Source organism: Kribbella soli, assembly GCF_004331345.1.
In the GTDB taxonomy this organism is placed as follows: Bacteria; Actinomycetota; Actinomycetes; order Propionibacteriales; family Kribbellaceae; genus Kribbella; species Kribbella soli.
This window is the reverse complement of sequence record NZ_SJJZ01000004.1, coordinates 176710-197896: the sequence shown is the minus strand read 5'-3', so window position 1 is coordinate 197896 and position 21187 is coordinate 176710. Positions and strand designations below refer to the sequence as shown.

At 69.6% G+C, this 21187-nt stretch carries 15 protein-coding genes; 10 read left to right on the top strand and 5 right to left on the bottom strand.

Annotation, left to right across the window (positions count from 1 at the left end):
• Positions 1-133: 133 nt before the first annotated feature.
• From E0H45_RS31775 to E0H45_RS31750, 6 genes are read left to right on the top strand one after another with little or no spacing between them, the layout of a single operon-like run.
• Positions 134-1510, top strand: coding sequence for an MFS transporter (locus E0H45_RS31775; RefSeq protein ID WP_131344303.1), 1377 nt, complete (start codon positions 134-136; stop codon positions 1508-1510).
• Positions 1507-3627 carry a molybdopterin oxidoreductase family protein gene (locus tag E0H45_RS31770; RefSeq protein WP_131344301.1) on the top strand — a complete coding sequence of 707 codons (2121 nt, stop codon included), beginning with the start codon at positions 1507-1509 and terminating at the stop codon, positions 3625-3627. The genes E0H45_RS31775 and E0H45_RS31770 overlap by 4 nt, the downstream gene beginning before the upstream one ends.
• On the top strand, positions 3624-7520 hold the full coding sequence (gene nirB, locus E0H45_RS31765) for a nitrite reductase large subunit NirB (RefSeq protein ID WP_131344299.1): 3897 nt from the start codon (positions 3624-3626) through the stop codon (positions 7518-7520). Before E0H45_RS31770 ends, nirB begins: the two co-directional genes overlap by 4 nt.
• Entirely contained in the window at positions 7517-7861 is a 345-nt protein-coding gene (nirD, locus tag E0H45_RS31760; protein ID WP_131344297.1) for a nitrite reductase small subunit NirD, read from the top strand. The genes nirB and nirD overlap by 4 nt, the downstream gene beginning before the upstream one ends.
• The gene (locus E0H45_RS31755; RefSeq protein WP_131344295.1) at positions 7851-8978 is read left to right on the top strand and encodes a uroporphyrinogen-III synthase; all 1128 of its coding nucleotides are present in this window, start codon (positions 7851-7853) and stop codon (positions 8976-8978) included. Before nirD ends, E0H45_RS31755 begins: the two co-directional genes overlap by 11 nt.
• Complete coding sequence (locus E0H45_RS31750) at positions 8975-9661, top strand: sirohydrochlorin chelatase (RefSeq protein ID WP_131344293.1); 687 nt, start codon at positions 8975-8977, stop codon at positions 9659-9661. The genes E0H45_RS31755 and E0H45_RS31750 overlap by 4 nt, the downstream gene beginning before the upstream one ends.
• 39 nt (positions 9662-9700) lie before the next feature.
• Here E0H45_RS31750 and E0H45_RS31745 read toward each other — a convergent pair whose 3' ends face one another.
• From E0H45_RS31745 to E0H45_RS31730, 4 genes are all read right to left on the bottom strand, one after another.
• On the bottom strand, positions 9701-11389 hold the full coding sequence (locus E0H45_RS31745) for a SulP family inorganic anion transporter (RefSeq protein WP_238155445.1): 1689 nt from the start codon (positions 11387-11389) through the stop codon (positions 9701-9703).
• 75 nt (positions 11390-11464) lie between these two features.
• A complete protein-coding gene (locus tag E0H45_RS31740) occupies positions 11465-12397 on the bottom strand; it encodes a polyphosphate kinase 2 family protein (protein WP_131344289.1) in 933 nt (310 codons plus the stop codon).
• Positions 12398-12526: 129 nt separating this feature from the next.
• Positions 12527-15298 carry a cation-translocating P-type ATPase gene (locus tag E0H45_RS31735; protein WP_131344287.1) on the bottom strand — a complete coding sequence of 924 codons (2772 nt, stop codon included), beginning with the start codon at positions 15296-15298 and terminating at the stop codon, positions 12527-12529.
• 103 nt (positions 15299-15401) lie between these two features.
• Positions 15402-15788, bottom strand: coding sequence for a MerR family transcriptional regulator (locus E0H45_RS31730; RefSeq protein WP_238155444.1), 387 nt, complete (start codon positions 15786-15788; stop codon positions 15402-15404).
• Positions 15789-15855: 67 nt separating this feature from the next.
• Here E0H45_RS31730 and E0H45_RS31725 point away from each other — a divergent pair, with 67 nt between their 5' ends.
• Entirely contained in the window at positions 15856-17019 is a 1164-nt protein-coding gene (locus E0H45_RS31725) for an acyl-CoA dehydrogenase family protein (RefSeq protein ID WP_131344283.1), read from the top strand.
• Positions 17020-17026: 7 nt separating this feature from the next.
• Positions 17027-18556, top strand: a complete 1530-nt coding sequence (locus tag E0H45_RS31720; RefSeq protein ID WP_131344281.1) for an acyl-CoA carboxylase subunit beta — start codon at positions 17027-17029, stop codon at positions 18554-18556.
• On the opposite strand, the gene E0H45_RS31715 is transcribed toward E0H45_RS31720, so the two are convergent.
• Positions 18553-19479 carry an aminoglycoside phosphotransferase family protein gene (locus tag E0H45_RS31715; RefSeq protein WP_131344279.1) on the bottom strand — a complete coding sequence of 309 codons (927 nt, stop codon included), beginning with the start codon at positions 19477-19479 and terminating at the stop codon, positions 18553-18555. The genes E0H45_RS31720 and E0H45_RS31715 overlap by 4 nt on opposite strands.
• A gap of 72 nt (positions 19480-19551) precedes the next feature.
• Here E0H45_RS31715 and E0H45_RS31710 point away from each other — a divergent pair, with 72 nt between their 5' ends.
• Entirely contained in the window at positions 19552-20328 is a 777-nt protein-coding gene (locus tag E0H45_RS31710) for an HpcH/HpaI aldolase family protein (RefSeq protein WP_131344277.1), read from the top strand.
• Between the two features lie 161 nt (positions 20329-20489).
• Positions 20490-21185: a maleylpyruvate isomerase N-terminal domain-containing protein gene (locus E0H45_RS31705; RefSeq protein ID WP_131344276.1), complete on the top strand. Its 696-nt coding sequence runs from the start codon at positions 20490-20492 to the stop codon at positions 21183-21185.
• Positions 21186-21187: the final 2 nt, after the last annotated feature.

Here is a 21187-nt window from a genome sequence, read left to right as displayed (position 1 = left end):
CGGAACCTCTCACCACCCGCCGATGGGTGTGCGGGAGCCGTTTCGGCGACGTAACAACAAGATGACTACGTGGAAACACCCCGGTCATAACGTCCAGGCCTAATCAGTGAGGTCGGATGATCGGAGACTTGCGATGACGCTCGATGCACGACAAGCGGCCGTCGCCACGCGCGGCCAGGGAGATGGCAGCGGGGCGGTGGGCACGGTCGAGGCGCCGCGGCGCGGGCGCTGGATCGACGTCTGGGATCCCGAGGACGCCGCGTTCTGGGGCGACAAGGGCCGGGCGCTGGCACGGCGGAACCTGTGGCCCTCGATCTTCGCCGAGTTCCTCGGCTTCTCGGTGTGGCAGCTGTGGAGCATCGTCGTCGTGTCGATGCCGAGGGCGGGCTTCACCTACAGCACCGACCAGTTGTTCTGGCTGGTCGCTCTGCCGAGCCTGGTCGGCGCGACACTGCGGTTGCCGTACACGTTCGCCGTACCACGGTTCGGCGGGCGGAACTGGACGATCTTCTCGGCGTTGCTGCTGCTGATCCCGACCGCCGGGCTGTCGTACTTCATGACCCAGCCGGACACGCAGTTCTGGGTGATGGCGCTGGTCGCGGCGACCGCGGGTGTCGGCGGCGGCAACTTCGCCAGCAGTATGACGAACATCTCGTTCTTCTACCCGGAGAAGGAGAAGGGTTTCGCGCTCGGTGTGAACGCGGCCGGCGGAAACCTCGGGGTCGCGGTGGTGCAGCTGCTGGTGCCGATCGTGATCGTCGCGGGTGCCGGTCTGACGCTGAACCGGGCCGGTCTGATGTGGCTGCCGCTGATCGTGCTGGCCGCGTTCTGGGCCTGGAAGGCGATGGCCAACCTCTCGGTGGCGAACTCGTCGTTCCGTACGTCGATCGCCGCGGCGAAGCGCCCGCACACCTGGGTGATCTCGTTCCTCTACATCGGTACGTTCGGGTCGTTCATCGGCTTCGGGGCGGCGTTCCCGCTGCTGATCAAGACCACCTTCCCGGACATCACGCCGGCGCACTTCGCGTTCCTCGGCGCCCTGGTCGGGTCGGTCGCGCGGCCGTTCGGCGGCAAGCTGTCCGACAAGGTCGGCGGCGCCTGGGTGACGGTCTGCTCGTTCGTGGTGATGGGTCTCGGAATCCTTTCCGCGGTGGTCTCGCTCAAGTCGGAAAGTTTCCCGGCGTTCCTGAGCAGTTTCCTGGTGCTGTTCGTGGCCAGCGGAATCGCGAACGGATCGACGTACCGGATGATTCCGGCGGTGTTCCGGCTCACCACGCCGGACGACCCGGGCCGGGCCCGGCGTGAGGCGGCGGCCTGTATCGGGATCGCCTCCGCGGTCGGCGCGTACGGCGGTTTCCTGGTCCCGCGTGGATTCGCGATGTCGACGAGCAACTTCGGCTCGCTGATCCCGGCGCTGTACGTGTTCTGCGGGTTCTACGTGGTCTGTCTCGCGGTGACGTACTTCTGCTACCTGCGCAAGGGTGGCCCGCTCACCCGGGAGCGCGTGTGAGGGGAGTCTCGACTCATTGTCCGTACTGCGCTCTGCAGTGCGCCACCACGCTGCACCCGGTCGCTCGGCCGGGTGCGGTGGAGGTGCGGCCGCGCGACTTTCCCACTAATAGAGGTGGTTTGTGTCGTAAGGGCTGGACGGCTCCCGAGGTACTCACGGTGCCGGACCGGCTCACCATGCCGCTGGTCCGCAATGCCGCGGGCGAGCTGGTGGAGACGAGTTGGGATGCAGCGCTGGATTTCGTTTCCGACCGGATCAAGGCGTTGCAGGCCGCTCACGGGCGGGACGCGATCGCCGTGTTCGGTGGCGGCGGACTGACGAACGAGAAGGCGTACGCGCTGGGCAAGTTCGCCCGCGTGGCGCTGAAGACGGCGAACGTGGACTACAACGGCCGGTTCTGTATGTCGTCCGCGGCTGCGGCGACCAACCGAGCGTTCGGACTCGACCGCGGATTGCCGTTTCCGCTGGCCGATCTGGGTGGTGCCGGAGCAGTACTGCTGGTCGGCAGCAACATCGCGGAGACGATGCCGCCGGCCGTCGCGCATCTGCAGGGCGCACGCGACACGGGTGGACTTCTGGTCGTCGACCCGCGTCGCTCCGCGACTGCTGGACTGACTGAGGAAAACGCTGGAATTCACCTGCAGGCGACGCCTGGCACCGATCTCGCATTGGTGCTGTCGCTGACCCACGTGGTGTTGCAGGAAGGACTGGCGGACACGGCGTACCTGCAGGAGCGGACCGACGATCCGGATGCACTCGTCCGTACGACGGCGTCCTGGTGGCCGGAGCGGGCCGAGCGGGTGACGGGTGTTCCGGCCGCGACGATCCGGCGGGCCGCGCGGGTCCTGGCGGCGGCTGCTCCGGTGCATGGTGGCGCCGGGGCGTTCATCCTGACGGGACGCGGGGCCGAGCAGCACAGCAAGGGCACCGACACGGTGACTGCCTGCATCAACCTCGCGTTGGCGCTTGGCCTCCCGGGCCGGCTGGGCAGCGGGTATGGCTGCATCACCGGTCAGGGAAACGGGCAAGGCGGCCGCGAGCACGGGCAGAAGGCGGATCAGCTGCCTGGCTACCGGAGCATCTCGGACCCGGCGGCGCGTGCATATGTCGCTGGTGTCTGGGGTGTGGACCCGGACGAGTTGCCGGGTCCTGGGAAGAGCGCGGTCGAGCTGATCAACTCCCTCGGTACGACAGATGGTCCGAAGGCGCTGCTGGTGCACGGGAGCAACCTGCTCGTGTCGGCGCCGCATCTGTCGTCGGTACGGGAGCGGCTGGCGTCTCTCGATCTACTGGTCGTCGCGGACGTCGTACCGTCGGAAACCGCACTCCTGGCGGACGTGGTCTTTCCGGTCACGCAGTGGGCCGAGGAGGACGGGACGATGACGTCCCTCGAAGGCCGGGTACTGCGGCGGCGCGCGGCGGTGGCTCCGCCGGGTGAGGTGCGGAGCGATCTCGCGGTGTTCGCGGGGATTGCCGAAAGGCTCGACGTACCAGGGTTTTCGACTGATCCGGCCGAGGTGTTCGAGGAGCTGCGGCGAGCGAGTGCCGGCGGAAAGGCCGACTACTCGGGGATCACCTGGGAGCGCTTGGACGCGGACGAGGCGTTGTTCTGGCCGGTGCCGCACGACGGGCATCCGGGGACGCCGCGGCTGTTTTCCGACGGATTTCCGACGGTGGACGGGCGGGCACACGTCGTACCGGTCGACCACCGGCCGGTCGCGGACGATCTCAGCACCGAGGCACCGCTCTATCTGGTGACGGGGCGGTTGCTGCAGCACTACCAGAGCGGTGCGCAGACGCGGCGGGTGCCGGAGCTGGCCGAGGCCGAGCCTGAGGTGTACGCCGAGATTCATCCGCGGGTCGCCGCGCAGCTGGGGATCGGCGACGGGCGTCCGCTGCGGTTGCGGACCGCGCGCGGGTCGATGGTGCTGCCGGCCCGGGTGACGGCCGACGTCCGGCCGGACACCGTTTTCGTGCCGTTCCACTTCGGTGGGGCCGAGGCGGTCAACGAGCTGACCAACGACGCCCTCGACCCTGTGTCGCGGATGCCCGAGTTCAAGGCGTGTGCCGTCGAAGTCACCGCCGCTGCCCTCCCAGCGACGGGAGTTCCGGCATGAGAGTAGTGATCATCGGCGGTGGAATGGCCGGCCGGCGGCTGGCCGACCTGTTGCCGTCGTACGACGTGACGGTCCTGGGCGACGAGCCGTCGTACAACCGGGGCCGCCTGACCGAGTACGTCGCGGGCCGCGCGGAGGTTGCTGTCGGCAACGAGCCGGTCGCGCGCGTGGTGGCGGTGGATCGGGTACGCCGCGTTGTTACCGACGACGGGGGCCGCGAGTACGCGTACGACCGGTTGGTGTTCGCGACCGGCGCGGTGCCGGTGGTTCCGGCGGGCATCGAGGCTGGGCAGCTGCTGAGGTCCGCGGACGACGCGCGGGCGGTGGTCGCGGCAACAGACGCGGCCAGGCGTGCAGTTGTCCTCGGCGGCGGAGTGCTCGGGGTCGAGACGGCTTGTGCGCTGCGTGAACGCGGAGTCGCGGTCACGTTGGTGCACGACGGTGAAACCCTGCTGGACAAGACGATCCGCGCATCGGCCGGACGTCGCGTGACGCGCGCGGTCCGGCGGCTCGGTGTCGAGGTCCTCCTCAACACGGAACTGGACGGAACGGAAACAAAGAACGGCCGTTTCCGCGCCCTCAGGCTGCGGAACGGCCGCCAGGTGTTCGGCGATCTCCTGGTCGTCGCCTGTGGTGTCCGGGCCCGCACCGATCTGGCAACCGGCCTGACGGTGCGCGACGGAATCGTCGTGGACAGCACGCTGACGAGCCCGGACGACCCTCGGGTCCATGCGATCGGCGACTGCGCCGAGATCGACGGGCGCGTCACCGGCACGGTCGACTCTGCATGGACGCAGGCCGAGGCGCTGGCGAAGCACCTGACGAACGAGACCGCGCAGCTGCCCGACTACGAGGTCGTGCGCGTGACGGCCGGCGGCCTCGACCTGCTTGTCCTTGGCGACAAGGACGAAGACGGGGCAGTGGTTCGGCTCGAGGACGAGACGCGGTACGTGCGGGCCGTCCTGCGGGACGGCGTAGTCCGGTCGGCGGTGGCGGTAGGCGCTCCGGAGGTCGCCGCGGAGCTGGTGCTGCTGGCGGACCGGGGTACGCCGGTGGTCGCGGACGGGCTGCTCACCGAGCCCGACGTACCCGCAGCACAGAACAAGAAGGTGGCGACCGTGTGCAGGTGTAACGGCGTCACCAGGGTCGCGATCGAAGCGGCCTGGCGTGGGGGTGCCGACAGTGTCGCCGGCATCGCCGCCACGACGCGGGCGACGACCGGGTGCGGAAGCTGCACCGGCGCCGTCGGCGAACTGCTCGACCGCTTCCGGCGCGGCGAGACCGAACCAGTCCCGAGCAGGAGGGCGACGATGGCAGAGCTGAACAAGGCCAAGCACGTGGTGGTGGTCGGTGGGGGTATGGTCGCGCACCGCCTGGTCGAGGCGCTGCGGCAGCGCGACACGGAGGTCGGCTACCGGATCACGGTCTTCGGCGAGGAGCCGCGGCTGCCGTACGACCGGGTCGCGCTGACCAGCTACTTCTCCGGCCGCGACCCGCACGACCTGTCGCTCGGCGACCCGGAGCTCTGGGACGACCCGGCGGTCAACCTGCGCAAGGGTGTGCAGATCACATCGATCGACACCACGGCGAAAACTGTCACCACAGCACGTGGCGAGCAGGTCGGGTACGACGAACTCGTCCTGGCGACCGGCTCCGCGGCCTTCGTACCGCCGGTGAAGAACAACGACGCACAAGGCTGCTTCGTCTACCGGACCATCGATGACGTCGCCGCGCTGCGCGTGTACGTCGAACGCCTGAGGAGCGAAGGCAAGGACGTCAACGGCGTCGTCGTCGGCGGTGGTCTGCTCGGGCTGGAAGCGGCCGGCGCGCTGCGGGCGCTCGGCGCCGGCACCAAGGTCGTCGAGTTCGCGCCGCGGCTGATGCCGCTGCAGGTCGACGAGGGCGGCGGTTCCGCGCTGGCCCGGCTGATCGAGGGCCTGGATGTCGACGTACTGACCGGGACAGCGTGTCAGCGCGTCAAGCTCACCTCGCAAGGTGCCGCCCGCGCGATGGGCGTTGCCGACGGCCCCGACCTGCCGGCCGACGTGGTGGTCTTCGCGGCCGGTGTCCGGCCGCGCGACGAACTCGGTCGCGAAGCCGGTCTGCAGATCGGCGAGCGCGGCGGTGTCGTGGTCGACGAAGCCTGCCGTACGTCCGTTCCTGGTGTCTGGGCGATTGGCGAAGTGGCTTGTATCGAAGGGCGCGTGTGGGGCCTGATCGCCCCCGGCTACACGATGGCCGAGATTGTCGCCGACCGGTTGCTCGGCGGTGAAGCGACGTTCCCGGGTGCGGACACGTCGACGAAGCTGAAGCTGCTCGGCGTCGACGTCGCGAGCTTCGGTGACGCATTCGGCGCCACCGAGGGCGCGCTGGACATCGTGTACGCCGACCCGGTGGCCGGTGTCTACAAGAAGCTCGTGCTGTCCGACGACGCCCGGACCCTGCTCGGCGGCATCCTGGTCGGCGACGCGTCGGCGTACTCCGGACTGCGGCCGATGGTCGGCCGGGAGCTCGGCGCGGACCCGGCTGCCTTCCTGCTGCCCGAGGGCGCCGGTCCGGTGCAGCTCGAGCTGCCCGACGACGCCCCGGTGTGCTCGTGCAACAACGTGTCCGCGGGGACGATCCGCTGCGCCGTCCGCGACGAGGGCTGCAGCGACATCAAGTCCGTGTGCGGGAAGACGAAGGCAGGTACGTCGTGCGGCTCGTGTCTGCCGATCGTCAAGAACCTCCTGAACACCGAGCTCACCAAGGCCGGCGTCGAGGTCAGCAAGGCACTGTGCGAACACTTCGCGCTGTCGAGGGCCGAGCTGTTCGACGTCGTCCGGATCACCGAGCTGCGGACGTTCAGCGAGATCGTCGAGCGGCACGGCAGCGGTCGCGGGTGCGACATCTGCAAGCCGGTGGTCGCGTCCATCCTGGCGAGTCTGGACCCGGCCGGTCACGTGCTCGAGGGCGAGCGCGCGACGCTGCAGGACACCAACGACCACGTCATGGCCAACATGCAGAAGGACGGCACGTACTCCGTCGTACCGCGGATCCCCGGCGGTGAGATCACGCCGGAGGGACTGATCACGATCGGCGAGGTGGCGCGCGACTTCGGGCTCTACACGAAGATCACCGGCGGCCAACGGGTCGACCTGTTCGGGGCGCGGATCGAGCAGCTGCCGGCGATCTGGAAGCGGCTGGTGGACGCGGGCTTCGAGTCGGGACATGCGTACGGCAAGGCGCTGCGGACCGTGAAGTCGTGCGTCGGGTCGACCTGGTGCCGGTACGGCGTACAGGACTCGGTCGGGATGGCGATCGCGCTGGAGCTGCGGTACCGCGGGTTGCGGTCGCCGCACAAGCTCAAGCTCGGTGTCTCCGGCTGTGCGCGGGAGTGCGCGGAGGCGCGTGGCAAGGACGTCGGCGTGATCGCGACCGAGAAGGGCTGGAACCTGTACGTCGGCGGCAACGGTGGTATGACGCCGCGGCACGCCGAGCTGCTCGCCTCGGACCTGACCGACGAGGAGCTGTTCCAGGCGATCGACCGGTTCCTCATGTACTACATCCGCACCGGCGACCGCCTGCAGCGGACGGCGGTCTGGATGCGCGAGCTCGAGGGCGGCCTCGACCACGTGCGGGACGTCGTACTCGAGGACAGCCTCGGGATCGGCGCCGACCTGGACGCGGCGATGGCCAAGCACGTCGACTCGTACGTCGACGAGTGGCAGGCGACGCTGAACGATCCCGGCAAGCTGTCCCGGTTCGTGTCGTTCGTGAACGCGCCGGACCAGCCCGACGCCGACCTGCGGTACGTGGTCGAGCGCAACCAGCCGCGCCCGGCCACCTCGGCCGAACGCGGGCAGCTGGAGCCGGTGCTCTTGGCCGGCCCCCGATTGGAGGTACGTCGATGACTATGACGACTGTCGGGCAGACGGTGGTCTGTGCTTTTGAGGCGCTCCTGCCGGAGCGTGGGGTCGCCGCCTTGCTCGGGGACGTGCAGATCGCGTTGTTCAGGACGCACGACGACGAGGTGTTTGCCATCGGCAACCAGGATCCGTTCAGCGGGGCGAACGTGATGTCGCGGGGCATCGTCGGCAGCCGCGGCGACGTACCGACGGTGGCGTCGCCGATGTTCAAGCAGGTCTTCGATCTGCGGACCGGGGCATGCTTGGACGATCCCGAGGTGTCGCTGCCGGTCTACCCGGTCGAGGTCGTCGACGGACAGGTCGTGGTGGGTCCAGGTGACTACTAGGCCGGGGCCGCTCAGCGGCTGCACGATCGCCATCACGGCGCATCGGCGTGCGGAGGACCTGATCGCGTCGTTCGAACGGCGCGGTGCGAAGGTGCTGCACGCGCCGACGCTGCAGATCGTGCCGGTCGCCGACGACCACGCGCTGATCGAGGCGACCCGGCGGGTGATCGCGAACCCGCCGGACGACGTCGTGGTCACCACAGCGGTGGGGTTCCGCGGCTGGATCGAGGCGGCCGACACCGCCGGTCTCGCCGCGGACCTGCTGGGCACGTTGGAGCAGTCGCGGATCCTCGCCCGCGGTCCGAAGGCGCGCGGCGCGATCCGCGCGGCCGGGCTGGTCGAGCACTGGTCGGCGCGGTCGGAGACGACGGCCGAAGTGGTCGAATGGCTGCGCACGCAGGGCGTCGTCGGGCGGAAGATCGTCGTACAGCTGCACGGTTTGTCTGATCCCGCGTTGCAGGAGGCGTTGCGTTCGGCCGGCGGGTCGGTGCGTGGGCTGGAGGTGTACCGGTGGGGGCCGGCGCCTGATCCGGCTGTAGTGGAGCGGATGATCTCGCAGGTGTGCGCGGGGACCGTCGACGCCGTCGTCCACACGTCGGCGCCGGGTGCGCAGGCGATGCTCGATGCAGCGGCGTTGAACGGGCAGTACGACGACCTGACATCGGCGTTGCGGACCGGGCGGGTGCTGAACGCCTGCGTCGGTCCGGTCACCGCGGGGCCCTTCGGGGCGTTGGGACTGGACCCGTTGGTGCCGGACCGGTACCGGTTGGGCGCGCTGATCCGGATCGTGACCGATCGACTCACCGACGACAACGCGCGGTCGATCGAGACGTCGTTCGGCCAGTTGGTGATCCGCGGCGGCGCGGCAGTGCTGGACGGCGTCGTACTGCCGCTGGGTCCCGGGCCGCGGGCTGTCCTGGCGGCGCTGGTCGCGGCCGGGGGAGATGTGGTGTCGCGTCCTGAGCTGCTGGCTGTGCTGCCTGGTGCGGAGGACGTGCACGCCGTGGAGGTGACGGTCAACCGCTTGCGTACTGCGGTCGGCCGGCCCGAGCTCGTCCGCACCGTCGTCCGCCGCGGCTACCGTCTGGCGGTCGAGCCCGCGGGGGTCGCGTCATGAGTGCTGACCTGGTCGCCGCGGCACACGGGACGGCGGATCCGCGGGGTATCCGCGCGGTCCACGAGCTGGTCCGGATGATCGCCCGGCTGCGTCCCGACGTACCCGTCTCGCTCGGCTTCGTCGACGTCGACCTTCCCGCGCTGCCCGGACTCGTGCGCCGAGTTGTTGCCGCCAGCAACCGGGCTGTGGTGGTGCCGCTCCTGCTGTCCGGCGGCTACCACGTGTACGTCGACGTGGCCGCCGAGGCGGATCGCTACCCGGGCCGGGTCCACGCCGCCGATGCCCTCGGTCCCGATCCGGTCCTCGCGGAGATTCTCGCTGACCGCCTCGGCGATCTCGGCCGGGTCGACCGGGTCGTCCTGGCCGCCGCCGGATCCTCGGACCCCCGGGCGCTCCAGGACTGCGCCGGCACCGCCGCTCTGCTGTCCGCCCGGATCGATCGCCCGGTCGAGGTCGGTCACGTCTCCGGCGCCGGCGAACGCCTCGGCCCCGTCCTCGCCCGGACCCCCGGTCGCGTCGCGGTCGCGACGTACCTGCTGGCGCCCGGCTTCTTCGCCGACCGGGTCCGCCGCCTGGCCGGCCCACGCCCGGTCAGCCCACCCCTCGGCGCCGACCCCCGCCTCGCCGCCCTCGCCCTCCGTCGCTACCAGGCCGCCCTGCACCCGGCCGCTGTCGCCGTCTAGGCAGTTCTCTCCACGAACCGGCCCGGCACAGATCGACAGTCACGCCCGCTGTTCCGGCCCACGCCAGGTTGCGCCCGTCTGCCGCACGTACTCCGCGACGGCGTCGTCCAGCGTGGGGAGGAAGTGTCGCGGATCGATCGTGCGGGTGAGCTCGTACCGCTCGATCTTCGCGCGCACCGGATCCTTCATCTCCGCGAAGACCAGCGAGATGCCGCGCTCGTTGAGCCAGGCGTCCAGGTCGTGCAGCATGTCGGAGGCGGTCGTGTCGACGTCGGTGATGGGCTCGGCGGCGACGATGATCCACCGCAGCTCCGGGTCGTCCTCGGCGAGCTCCCGCACCTTCTCGCCGAACATCCGCGCGTTCGCGAAGATCAGCGGTGCGTCGAAACGGTAGACGACCAGACCGGGTAGCAGATCGGCGTCGGGGTAGCTCTCGGTGTCGTGCAGGCCCGCGACCCCCGCCACCCGGCCGAGCTCGGCCTGGTGCGGCCACCAGGCCCGGCGGAAGACGTTCAGGATGGACAGGCCCACGGCGATGAGAATGCCGGGCAGCACACCGAGGAGGGCCACGCCGAGCAGTGCGCTGATGGACAGCCAGAACTCCGTCCGCCGCTGCCGCCACAGCCTGCGCGTCCCGGCGAGGTCGGCCAGCGACAGCGCGGCGGCGATGACGATCGCGCCCAGGGTCGGCTGCGGAACGTACTGCATCAGGCCGGTCGCGAAGACCAGCACCACGGTGATCGTCGCGGCGCCGACGACGCCGGTCACCTGGGACTTGGAGCCGGCCTGCTCGGCGACGGCGGTGCGGGACCCGCTGGTGCTGACCGGAAATCCCTGGAAGAACCCGGCTGCGATGTTGGCCGCACCGATGCCGATCATCTCCTGGTTCCCGCGCACCCGGTCGCCCCGGCGAGCGGCGAACGCCGACGCCGTCGACATCGTGTCGGCGAGCGCGACGACGGCGATGGCGAGCGCCCCGACGAACAGCGGCGGCAGGTCGTCCCAGGCGACGTCCGGGATCGTGAAGGGCGGGAAGCCCTGCGGGAGCACGCCGACCGTGTCGACGTCGTGGGACGTCAGGTCGAACCCACCGACCAGGACGGAGGCCAGCACCACGATGATGAGGACGCTCGGCAGCTTGGGCAGGAACCGGTTCAGCAGCAGGATGCCGGCCAGCGAACCCACCCCGAGAAGCGCGGCCGTCAGGTTGGCCTTCCCGTCCGCGAGCCCCGACACCACCGCGCCGAACTCGGCCAGCAGCCCGTCGGCATCGACCGAGAACCCGAACAGCTTGGCCAGTTGGCCGACCACGATGGTCAGCGCGAGCCCGTTCATGTAGCCGAGCTGGGTCGGCTTCGACAGCAGGTCCGCGACGAACCCGAACCGGGCCAGCCCGGCGACCGTCATCACCACGCCGACCATCACCGCCAGCATCGAGGCGAGCGCGATGGCGCGAGCGGGGTCACCGTTGGCGAGCGCTAGTGGGGCGATCGTTGCCGCGATCATCGGGCCCAGGGACGAGTCCGGACCGAGCACCAGCACTTTGGACGGCCCGAAGACCGCGTAGCCGAGCAGGCACAGGATCGAGGTGTAGAGACCGGTCACCGGCGGCAGCCCGGCCAGCTGGGCATACGCCATCCCCTGGGGCACCAGCAGAGCCGACAGGACGAGACCGGCGACGACGTCCTTCGGCAACCACCCCCGCTGATACGACCTGGCCAGCTCCACGCCAGGCGCGTACTCCCGCCACCAAGGCGGTCTGACATCGGCGCGGTCGCTGGGCGCAGCCATCGCGGTCGCGGCCTACCCTGCTTCGAACGGATCGGCCGCCGCCCCTTTGGGCGCCTGTGCCTCGAGGGCGTTCTTGACCTCCAGCAGCGCTTTCCGCGCGTCGCTGTCGATCGTGGGGAAGCGTGGATCGATCTCCATCAACGCGTTGGCGATCACCGCGCCCGCCGCGATCCGGGCGTACCACTTGCGGTCGGCCGGAATCACGTACCACGGCGCCCATTCGGTGCTCGTCCGGGACAGCACCTTCGAGAACGCCCGCTGGTAGTCGCTCCAGTACTCCCGCTCGCGGACGTCGGCCGCGGAGAACTTCCAGTTGTGGTCGGGGAGGTCGATCCGCCGCAGGAAGCGGGTCCGCTGCTCCTCCTTGGACAGGTTCAGGAAGAGCTTCACGATCTTGATGCCGTTGCGGCTGAGCGTTCGCTCCCACTCGTTGATCTCGTGGAAGCGGTGTCTCCAGATCCCCTTGCCGCGGGCGCTCCGGGGCAGACGCTGCCGCTCGAGGAGCTCCGGGTGCACACGGACCACGAGCACCTCCTCGTAGTGCGAGCGGTTGAAGATGCCGATCTCACCGCGACCGGGCAACTGCAGCCCGTAGCGCCACAGGTAGTCGTGCTCCAGTTCCTTGCTGGAGGGGACCTTGAAGCTGTGCACCGACACACCCTGGGGATTGACCCCGGTCATCACGTGCCGGATGGTGCCGTCCTTTCCGGCGGCGTCGAGCGCCTGGAGCACCACCAGGACACCGTGGGTGTGCTGCGCGTACAGCCGGGTCTGATACTCCGCCAGCAGGTCGATCCCCTCGGCCAGCAGCCGGCGGCCCTCCTTCTTGGAATGGATCGTGCCCCGGAAGGCCGGATCGAAGTCCCTGGACAGCCTGATCTTCGAACCTGGCTCGACCCGGAACGCCTCGATGAAGTCGGCGATCCGTCGCTCGCGAGATGTCATCCGCTGCCCCCTTACCGGATGGAGCCGGCTGCAGTTCACGGGATCGTTCGACCACTATTCGAAGGCCTGCGGGTGCGGTTCGGCATCACCCTGCCCGGATGAGGCCGGTCGAGACCGTTGATCCCGGCGCTACGCCTCGGACCGGCTCCGGGCTCGGGCCGGCGCGACGGCGTACTCCGGGCTCAGTGTCACCGGTCGCGGATGCCGGCGCCTCCTGATCACCTTGCCCACCTCGACCACGATCGGCAGGATCGCCGCCAGGCCGGCGCAGACGAGCCACTGGCGCGGACTGAGCCGCGTGGTGAGCAGGCCGCTCTGGAGCGTCGGGAGCTGCGTCGCCAGGAAGACCATGACCACGGTGATCCCGGCGATCGCCAGCGCCTTCACAATCGGTGGGGTCAAGCCGCTGGTCGGGTCGCGCCGGTTGACCAGCGCGTTGAACGCGGTCCCCAGACCCATCACCACGAACGTCATCGTCATCGACACGCTGGCTTGCGTGGGCTTCGGCTCGTCCGGCCCCGCGATCAGCGGCGCCAGCGCGCTCAGGAACAGCACGAGCGCATAGACGATCCACAGGATCACGGCACCCCGGTTGGTGATCGGGAGGCCGGGGTCACGCGGTGGACGGTGCATGACATCGGGGTCACCGGGATCGACAGCGATGACGACGACGCCGATCGCGGTGGCGAAGAGCAGCAGGAACAGCACCATGGAGGGCGTCATCGCCACCCCCTGGTTGACGTTGAACACCGACGCGGCGAGGAAGAGGAAGATCAGCGACAGCAACTGGGTCATCTGGTACCGGACGTACGACACGACCTTGTCGTAGACGCGCCGGCCGATCTCCACGGCGTGCACGAGCGTGCCGAAGTTGTCGTCGGTGAGCACCATCCGCGCGGCCTGCTTGGTCACCTCGCTCCCGCTCCCCATCGCCACCCCGATATCGGCCTGCTTGAGGGCAGCCGCGTCGTTGACGGCGTCACCGGTCATCGCGACGATCAGGCCCACCTCCTGCATGGCCCGGGCGAGCCGCAGCTTGTCCTGGGGCGTCACCCGTCCGAACACGTGCAGTTGGGGTAGCCGCTGCTTCAGCTCCTCGTCGCTGAGCGCCTTCAACTCCGTGCCGCTGACCGCTCCCGGTCCGAGACCCAGGTCCCCGCCGATCGCCTGCGCGGTGACCGCGTGGTCACCGGTGATCATCCGGACGTCGATGCCGGCCGTGAGTGCCGTCGCGACCGCGTCCTTGGCCTCCGTGCGCAGGGGGTCGATGATTCCCGCCATCCCGACGAACGACAGGCCCTTGGTCAACGACATCGGATCTCCGGTCATCGTGGCCAGTTCGTCGTCGGCGACCAGGCGGGCAGCGAACGCGAGGACGCGCAGGCCTTTCTGTCCCATCCGGAGGTTGGCGTCGTCGATGCCGGCCCGCGACTCCGCGATCGGCATCTGCGAGCCGCTGAGCGGCCCGCCCGCCTGGCTGCAGCGCGCGACGACCACGTCGGGTGCTCCCTTGACGAGTTCGATGATGTGCTCGGCGCCGTCGACGGTCACCCGGTGGAACGTCGCCATGAACTTGTACTCGGAGTCGAACGGAACCTCGGCCAGCCGGGGGTAGGCCTGCCGCGTCTGCTCCGCGTCGATGCCGAGCTTCGCGGCCAGGACCACCAGCGCCGCCTCGGTCGGGTCGCCGATGACCGATCCGTCGTCAGCGACCACTGCGTCGCTGTCGAGAGCCAGTCCGAGGCCGAGGCGGGTGAAGTCCGGGACGGGGACGCCGGCCACCGAACGGATCGCGCCGCTCTTGCGATAGCCCTCGCCGTCGACGGTGAACCACGTTCCACTCGCGTACAGCGTCGAGACCATCATCTGGTTCAGCGTCAGGGTGCCGGTCTTGTCGGTGTTGATCGCGCTGGTGGCGCCGAGAGTCTCGACGTCGGTGAGGTTCTTGACCACGGCCTTCGCCTCGGCCAGTTGCTTCGCGCCGAGCGAGAGCAGGCCGGAGACGAACGCCGGCATGCCGGTCGGGATCGCCGAGATGGCCATCGTGATGCCGAGCAGCAACACGTCCTCGCCCGGCACCCCGCGGATCAGGCCGGCCACCACAATGATCGCGACCGCCCCCCAGGCGATGACCCCCAGGATCTTCGTCAGCGAGTCCAGCTCCCGCTGGAGCGGTGACCGGGTGCGGTTCACCGAGGTGAGCATCGTCGCGATCTGGCCCATCTGCGTCTGCATGCCGGTTGCGGTGACGAGGATCGTGCCGGTGCCCCGGGTCACCGAGGTGTTCTGGAACAGCATGTTGGTCTGGTCGCCCAGCGCGACGTCGGCGGAGGTCAACGTGCCGGCGTCCTTGGCGATCGGTGCGCTCTCCCCGGTGAGCGCCGCCTCCTGCGCCTCGAGCGTCGCGGACCGGATGATGCGTCCGTCGGCGGGCACGATGTCACCCGCCTCGAGCTCGACGAGGTCGCCCGGAACCACCTGGGTGGCCGCGATCATGGTCAGCTCGCCGTCGCGGATCACCCTGGCCTGCGGTATCTGCATCTTGGCCAGGGCGTCGACGCTGGCCCGCGCCGTCAACTCCTGGCGGGTGCCCAGCCCGACGTTCAGCAGGATGAGCAGCGCGACGATGATCCCGGTCGACACCTGCCCGATCAGCAGGCTCACGACCACGACGGCGACCAGCATCAGGTTCATCGGGTCACGGAGCTGCGCGAGCGCGACGGACCAGATCGAGGGCGGCTTCTCCCCGGCGATCTTGTTCGCGCCGTACGACGAGAGCCGGCTCGCCGCTTCCGTCCCGGAAAGCCCCGCAACGGCATCGGATCGGGCCGCGGCGACGACCTCGTCCGTGGCCAGCGAGTACGCCGGCTCCCCGGTGCCTGTCGATGAAGACGCTGTCATGCCGGTCTCGCTCACGCGCTTCTCCCCTCCGCCTCGGCTGCGGCGGCCCCGTTGTCCAAGGTAGCCCCGGCCTCGCCGTAGGCCTACGGCTCGGGTCGGGGATCTACCGGGGGCGCAGAGTCTCGAGGTCGGCCCGGCAGCGGGCTTCGACCTCGGCGAGTTCGCGGAGGGTTTCGTCGATGTCGCGGCGGCGTTGTTCGAGGTCGGCGCGGCGGTGGGTGATCTGGTCGAGGAGGTAGACGAGCTGACCCTCCTCACCGGGCTCGGCGTCGTACATGTCGACGATGGTGGCGATCTCGTCGAGGGAGAAGCCGAGGCGTTTGCCGCGCAGGATCAGGCCGAGGCGGACCTTGTCGCGGGGGTGGTACACCCGGGCGGTGCCGCGGCGCTCGGGCGTGAGCAGGCCGCGGTCCTCGTAGAACCGGATCGTTCGCAGCGTGACGTCGTACTCGGCCGCCAGTTCGGCGATCGACCAGGTCTGCGCGGGCACCCGAGTATTGTGCACGCACCCCAGGTTGCTTTACGTTTACGTAAGCGTCAAGCACAGGGAGCGCCTCATGTTCGAGCTGTCCGCGGAACACCGCGAGTTCCGGCACAGTGTCCGCGACTTCGCCGAGGCGGAGATCGCGCCGCACGCGGCCGAGTGGGACCGCAAGCACTACTTCCCGGTGGAGGTCGTGCAGAAGATGGGCCGGCTCGGGCTGTTCGGCCTGACCGCGCCGGAGGAGTACGGCGGTGCGGCCGGTGACTTCACCAGTCTGTGCGTGGCGATCGAGGAGATCTCCCGCGTGGACCAGTCGATGGGCATCACGCTCGAGGCGGCCGTGGGGCTCGGGATCAACCCGATCCTCACCTACGGCACCGACGAGCAGAAGGCCAGCTGGCTGCCGGACCTGGTGGCGGGCCAGAAGCTGGCCGGCTTCGGGCTGACCGAGCCGGAGTCAGGGTCGGACGCGGGCGCGACCAGGACCCGCGCGGTGCTCGACGGCGACGAGTGGGTGATCGACGGCTCGAAGCAGTTCATCACGAACTCCGGCTCCACCATCACCTCGTGCGTGACCGTGACCGCTCGGACCGGTGAGCGGGCGGACGGCAAGCCGGAGATCTCCACGATCATCGTCCCGAGCGGTACGCCGGGCTTCGTCGCGGAAGCGGCGTACGACAAGCTGGGCTGGCACGCGAGCGACACGCATCCGTTGTCGCTCAGCGGGGTCCGGGTGCCGGCCGCGAACCTGCTCGGTCAGCGCGGCAAGGGGTTCGCCCAGTTCCTCGCGACCCTCGACGACGGTCGCGTTGCGATCGCGGCGGTCGCGCTCGGGTGCATCAAGGCCTGCCTGGAGATGTCGGTCCAGTACGCCGGTGAGCGCAAGACGTTCGGCGTTCCGATCGGCCGCAAGCAGGGCGTCGCCTTCCAGATCTCCGACCTGAAGGTGATGGCCGACGCGGCCGAGCTGCTGGTTTACCGGGCCGCGGCGCTGAAGGACGCGGGTGCTTCGGTGGCCGAGTTCAAGCAGGCCGCGTCGGTGGCGAAGCTGTACGCGACCGAGTCCGCGGTGACCGCGACCCGGATCGCCACTCAGGTGTTCGGCGGCTACGGCTTCATGGAGGAGTACCCGGTCACCCGCTTCTACCGCGACGCCAAGATCCTCGAGATCGGTGAGGGTACGTCGGAAGTGCAGCGGATGCTCATTGCCCGGGGCCTCGGGCTCCCGGTGGAATGATGCAGGTATGACCCACGACCACTGGACAGAGGTCAAGGTCGCCCGCGAGGCGACCCTCGCTCCGCCGGAGAAGGCGGCCGCGAAACTCAAGAGCCAGAACAAGCTGTACGTCCGGGACCGGATCGCACTGCTCGTCGACGAGGGGAGCTTCGTCGAGGAGGCGCAGCTGGCGAACGCGCTGAACGCGGGCCTGCCCGCCGACGGTGTCGTCACCGGTCGCGCTCTCGTCGACGGCCGGCCGGCGCTGATCGTCGCCAACGACCCGACCGTGAAGGCCGGTTCGTGGGGCGCGCGGACGGTCGAGAAGATCGTCCGGGTGACCGAGGTCGCGCTCCGCGACGAGCTGCCGATCTTCTGGCTGATCGACTCCGCCGGCGCCCGGATCACCGACCAGGTCCAGCTGTTCCCCGGCCGCCGCGGTGCGGGGCGGATCTTCCACAACCAGGTCGCGCTGTCCGGCAAGGTCCCGCAGATCTGCTGCCTGTTCGGGCCGTCGGCGGCGGGCGGTGCGTACATCCCGGCGTTCTGCGACATCGTGATCATGGTCGCCGGGAACGCATCGATGTACCTGGGCTCGCCCCGGATGGCCGAGATGGTCGTCGGTGAGAAGGTCACGCTGGAGGAGATGGGCGGCGCCCGGATGCACACCAGCGTCTCCGGCTGCGGCGACCTGCTCGCGTCCGACGACACCGAGGCGATCGAGCTCGCGAAGCAGTACTTCTCGTACCTGCCCGGTTCGTGGCGCTCGCGACCACCGTCGTACGACGCCTCGGACGCCGGCCGGGACTTCACCCGGGACCTGGTGCCGGCCGAGGAGAGCGTCGGGTTCGACATCCACGACGTGATCGACGCGCTCGTCGACGCGGACACGTTCTTCGAGATCAAACCGGCGTACGCACCGGAGCTCGTGGTCGGGTTCGGGCTGCTCGCCGGGCAGGTGGTCGGGGTCGTCGCGAACCAGCCGGCGGTGAAGGGCGGCGTACTGTTCGTCGACTCGGCGGACAAGGCGGCGCGGTTCATCTGGCTGTGCGACGCGTTCAACGTGCCGCTCGTGTACCTGTGCGACGTACCGGGCTTCATGATCGGCAGCGAGGTCGAGCGGGCCGGGATCATCCGGCACGGCGCGAAGATGATCACCGCGGTGTCCGAGGCGACGGTGCCGACGGTGTCCGTGATCGTCCGGAAGGCGTACGGCGCCGGGCTGTACGCGATGTGCGGACCCGGGTTCTCGCCGGACGCGTGTGTCGCGCTGCCGACCGCGAAGATCGCGGTGATGGGGCCGGAGGCGGCGATCAACGCCGTCTACTACAACAAGATCCAGGAGATCGCCGACGAGGGCGAGCGGGTCGAGTACGTGTCCAAGCTGCGCGAGGAGTACGAGACCGACATCGACATCCTCCGGCTCGCCGCCGACCTGGTCATCGACGCGATCATCCAACCGGAGAACCTCCGCGCCGACCTGATCGCCCGCCTCGCCGCAGCCCAGTCCAAGGACCGAACGTTCTCCCACCGCCGGCACGGCGTACCGCCGGTCTAGAGCTCGTCGAGCCGGTCGCCGAGGTCGGTGAGATACGCGACCAGAGAGTTCCGCCAGCCCGTCACCTGCTCCGTTCGCGCCTCGTCCAGGGTGAAGTCGATCTCCCAGCCGTTGAAGACGCCGCGACCGAACCAGCCGATCGCGCCGGTGATGCGGTAGAGGCCGGTGTTCGGAGGTCGCGGTCCGTAGGCGTCGAAGAAGGCGTCCGCGAGGCACCGGCCGCCGGCCAGGTACATCCACTCGTCGAGGGCCGACACCTCCTGAGCCGGATCTGCGACGCGCGGGAAGTCCCAGTCGATGAGAGTGGTCCGGTCCGGGCCGACGATGATGTTCGTCGGGAACACGTCTCCGTGCAGGAGTGCGGTCGGAGCCGGGCGCGACGAGTCGGCGTACGCGTCGATGATCGCGTGCAGGCGAGGCAGGTGCGGAAGCACGAACGGCAGATTGACCTCGAGCCGCGGTATGGCGGCGGCGATCCGCTCGTGCAGGTCCTGGACAGGATCGATCGCCTCGAGGACGAGGCGGCCGGCATCGAACGGTCCGGACAGCCCGCTCGGGAACCGTACGGCGTGCACCCGCCGAAACGCCGCACCGACAGATCGCCAGTAGGCGTCGGTCATCCGGTCCTCGGCGACCAGGTTGTACAGCATCTCGCCGGGGACGTACTCGTAGAGCGTCGCGAACTCGTTGCCACCGAGCAGCGCCGGCGCCGGCAGATCGTGCTCGGTCAGGAAGCGAGCGCGCCCGAGCGGGAGCGGCCATGACTTCTTCCGGGACCGCAGCACAACCTCCCGCGAGTCGGCGAGTGTCGCGTGGACGATCTGGTGGTCGAAGCCGTGGCCGTGCAGATCCTCGTACGACGTGACCTCGGGGAGACCGGCTTCGGCGACCAGCTCGTGCAGGAGGAGCTCCGTGGATGGCATCTGCAGCATCGTCTCGTCCAACTGATGGTTGGTCGAGCGATTTTCCGAGGCTGGTCTGGATAGTCTGCGGGGGTGAATGCAAACGATTTCTCGCAGAAGATCCGGTCGCGGGAGAAGCTGGTCGGGTACTGGATCACGCTGGATGTGCCGCCGGCCGCGGAGCGGATCGCCCGGCTCGGGTACGACTACGTGGTGCTCGATGCGCAGCACGGGCTGATCGGGTACCAGGGGCTGATGACCGGGCTGCTCGCGATCGACGCCGGGTCCGCGATCGGGCCGCGGTCGACGGTCGGCCTGGTGCGGGTCGAGGCAAACGATCCGACGCCGATCGGGCGGGCGTTGGACGCCGGGGCGACCGGTGTGATCGTGCCGCTGATCGACAGCGCGGACGACGTGGCGAAGGCGGTTCGGGCGGCGAAGTATCCGCCGGTGGGCGTGCGCTCGTTCGGTCCGATGCGGGCCGCGCTGCGGATCGGTCCGGTGCCGGCGGACAGCAACGACGCGACCGTCGTACTCGCGATGATCGAAACCCCGCTCGGCCTGCAGAACGTCGCCGAGATCTGCGCGACGCCCGGTCTCGACGGGGTGTACGTCGGCCCGTCGGACCTCAGCCTGGCGCTCGGCGCCCGCTTCCCGGGTGACCCGGAGGTCGAGGGGCCGTTCGAGGAGGCGGTCGAGCTGATCGCGCGCACCGCGCGGGAGGCCGGGATCGCCGCGGGCATCCACACCTTCGACGGCGAGTCGGCGAAGAAGCGGCTGGACCAGGGCTACACGTTCGCCACCGTCGCCTCTGACCTCAGCCACCTCGAGGCGATCGCCGCGGCCCACCTCGACACAGCTCGCTCGTAGGGCGGACCTCCGCCACTCACCAACCGCGCCGGCTCCGGGCGGCTCGCGCTCAGCCGTCGGCCGAGCCCGGCCTTCGGCGGCGGTTGGTGAGTGGCGTGCGTCCGGAACACCTCGGCGCTTTCTCGGGTTACGTTCTTCAGAGGACACCGAGGAGGGCCGGGATGAAGGTACCCGAGCGCGGCGCGTTGCCGTTGGGCTTGGCGGCGACGCTGGGGCGGACCTACGCGCGGCTGACCGAAACGGTGCAGGGGCTCAGCGACGCGGACTTCCAGCGCGAGACCCGGTGCGCCGGCATGCCCGTCGGCCCACTGCTCGTGCATCTGCTGTACGACGCTCAGCGCGCACTGATCGCGTTCGCCAGCCCGGCCGTGGTCGAACCGGACCGGGACTTCGTCACGTACTGGCACGACTTCCCGCCGCAGCCCGACGGCGACACGAGTTTCGTGCGGAGCGTCGCGGCGGCGTACCGCAGGCCCGGTCTGCTCGTGCAGCACTGGCGCGAGGTGTCCGAGGCGGCGGTCCGGGCGGCTGCGGCCGGGCTGGCGACCAAGGGGCACCGGGTCGAGACGCAGGGTCACGTTCTGCGGGCGGGTGACTTCGTGGCCACCTTGGTGCTTGAGGCAACGGTCCATCACCTCGACCTGATCGTTGGGCTGCCGGACGCGCCGGAACCCGATCCCGAAGGACTACAGGTCACCGCGCGCACGCTGGACGGGCTGTTCGGCCCGGACGCCTGGGACGTGATCGCCTGGGACACCACGACGTACATCCTGAAAGCAACCGGCCGCCTACCCCTCGACGAGGACGACCTAGCGATGCTCGGCCCGCACGCCACCCGCCTCCCCCTGCTCGGTTAGCC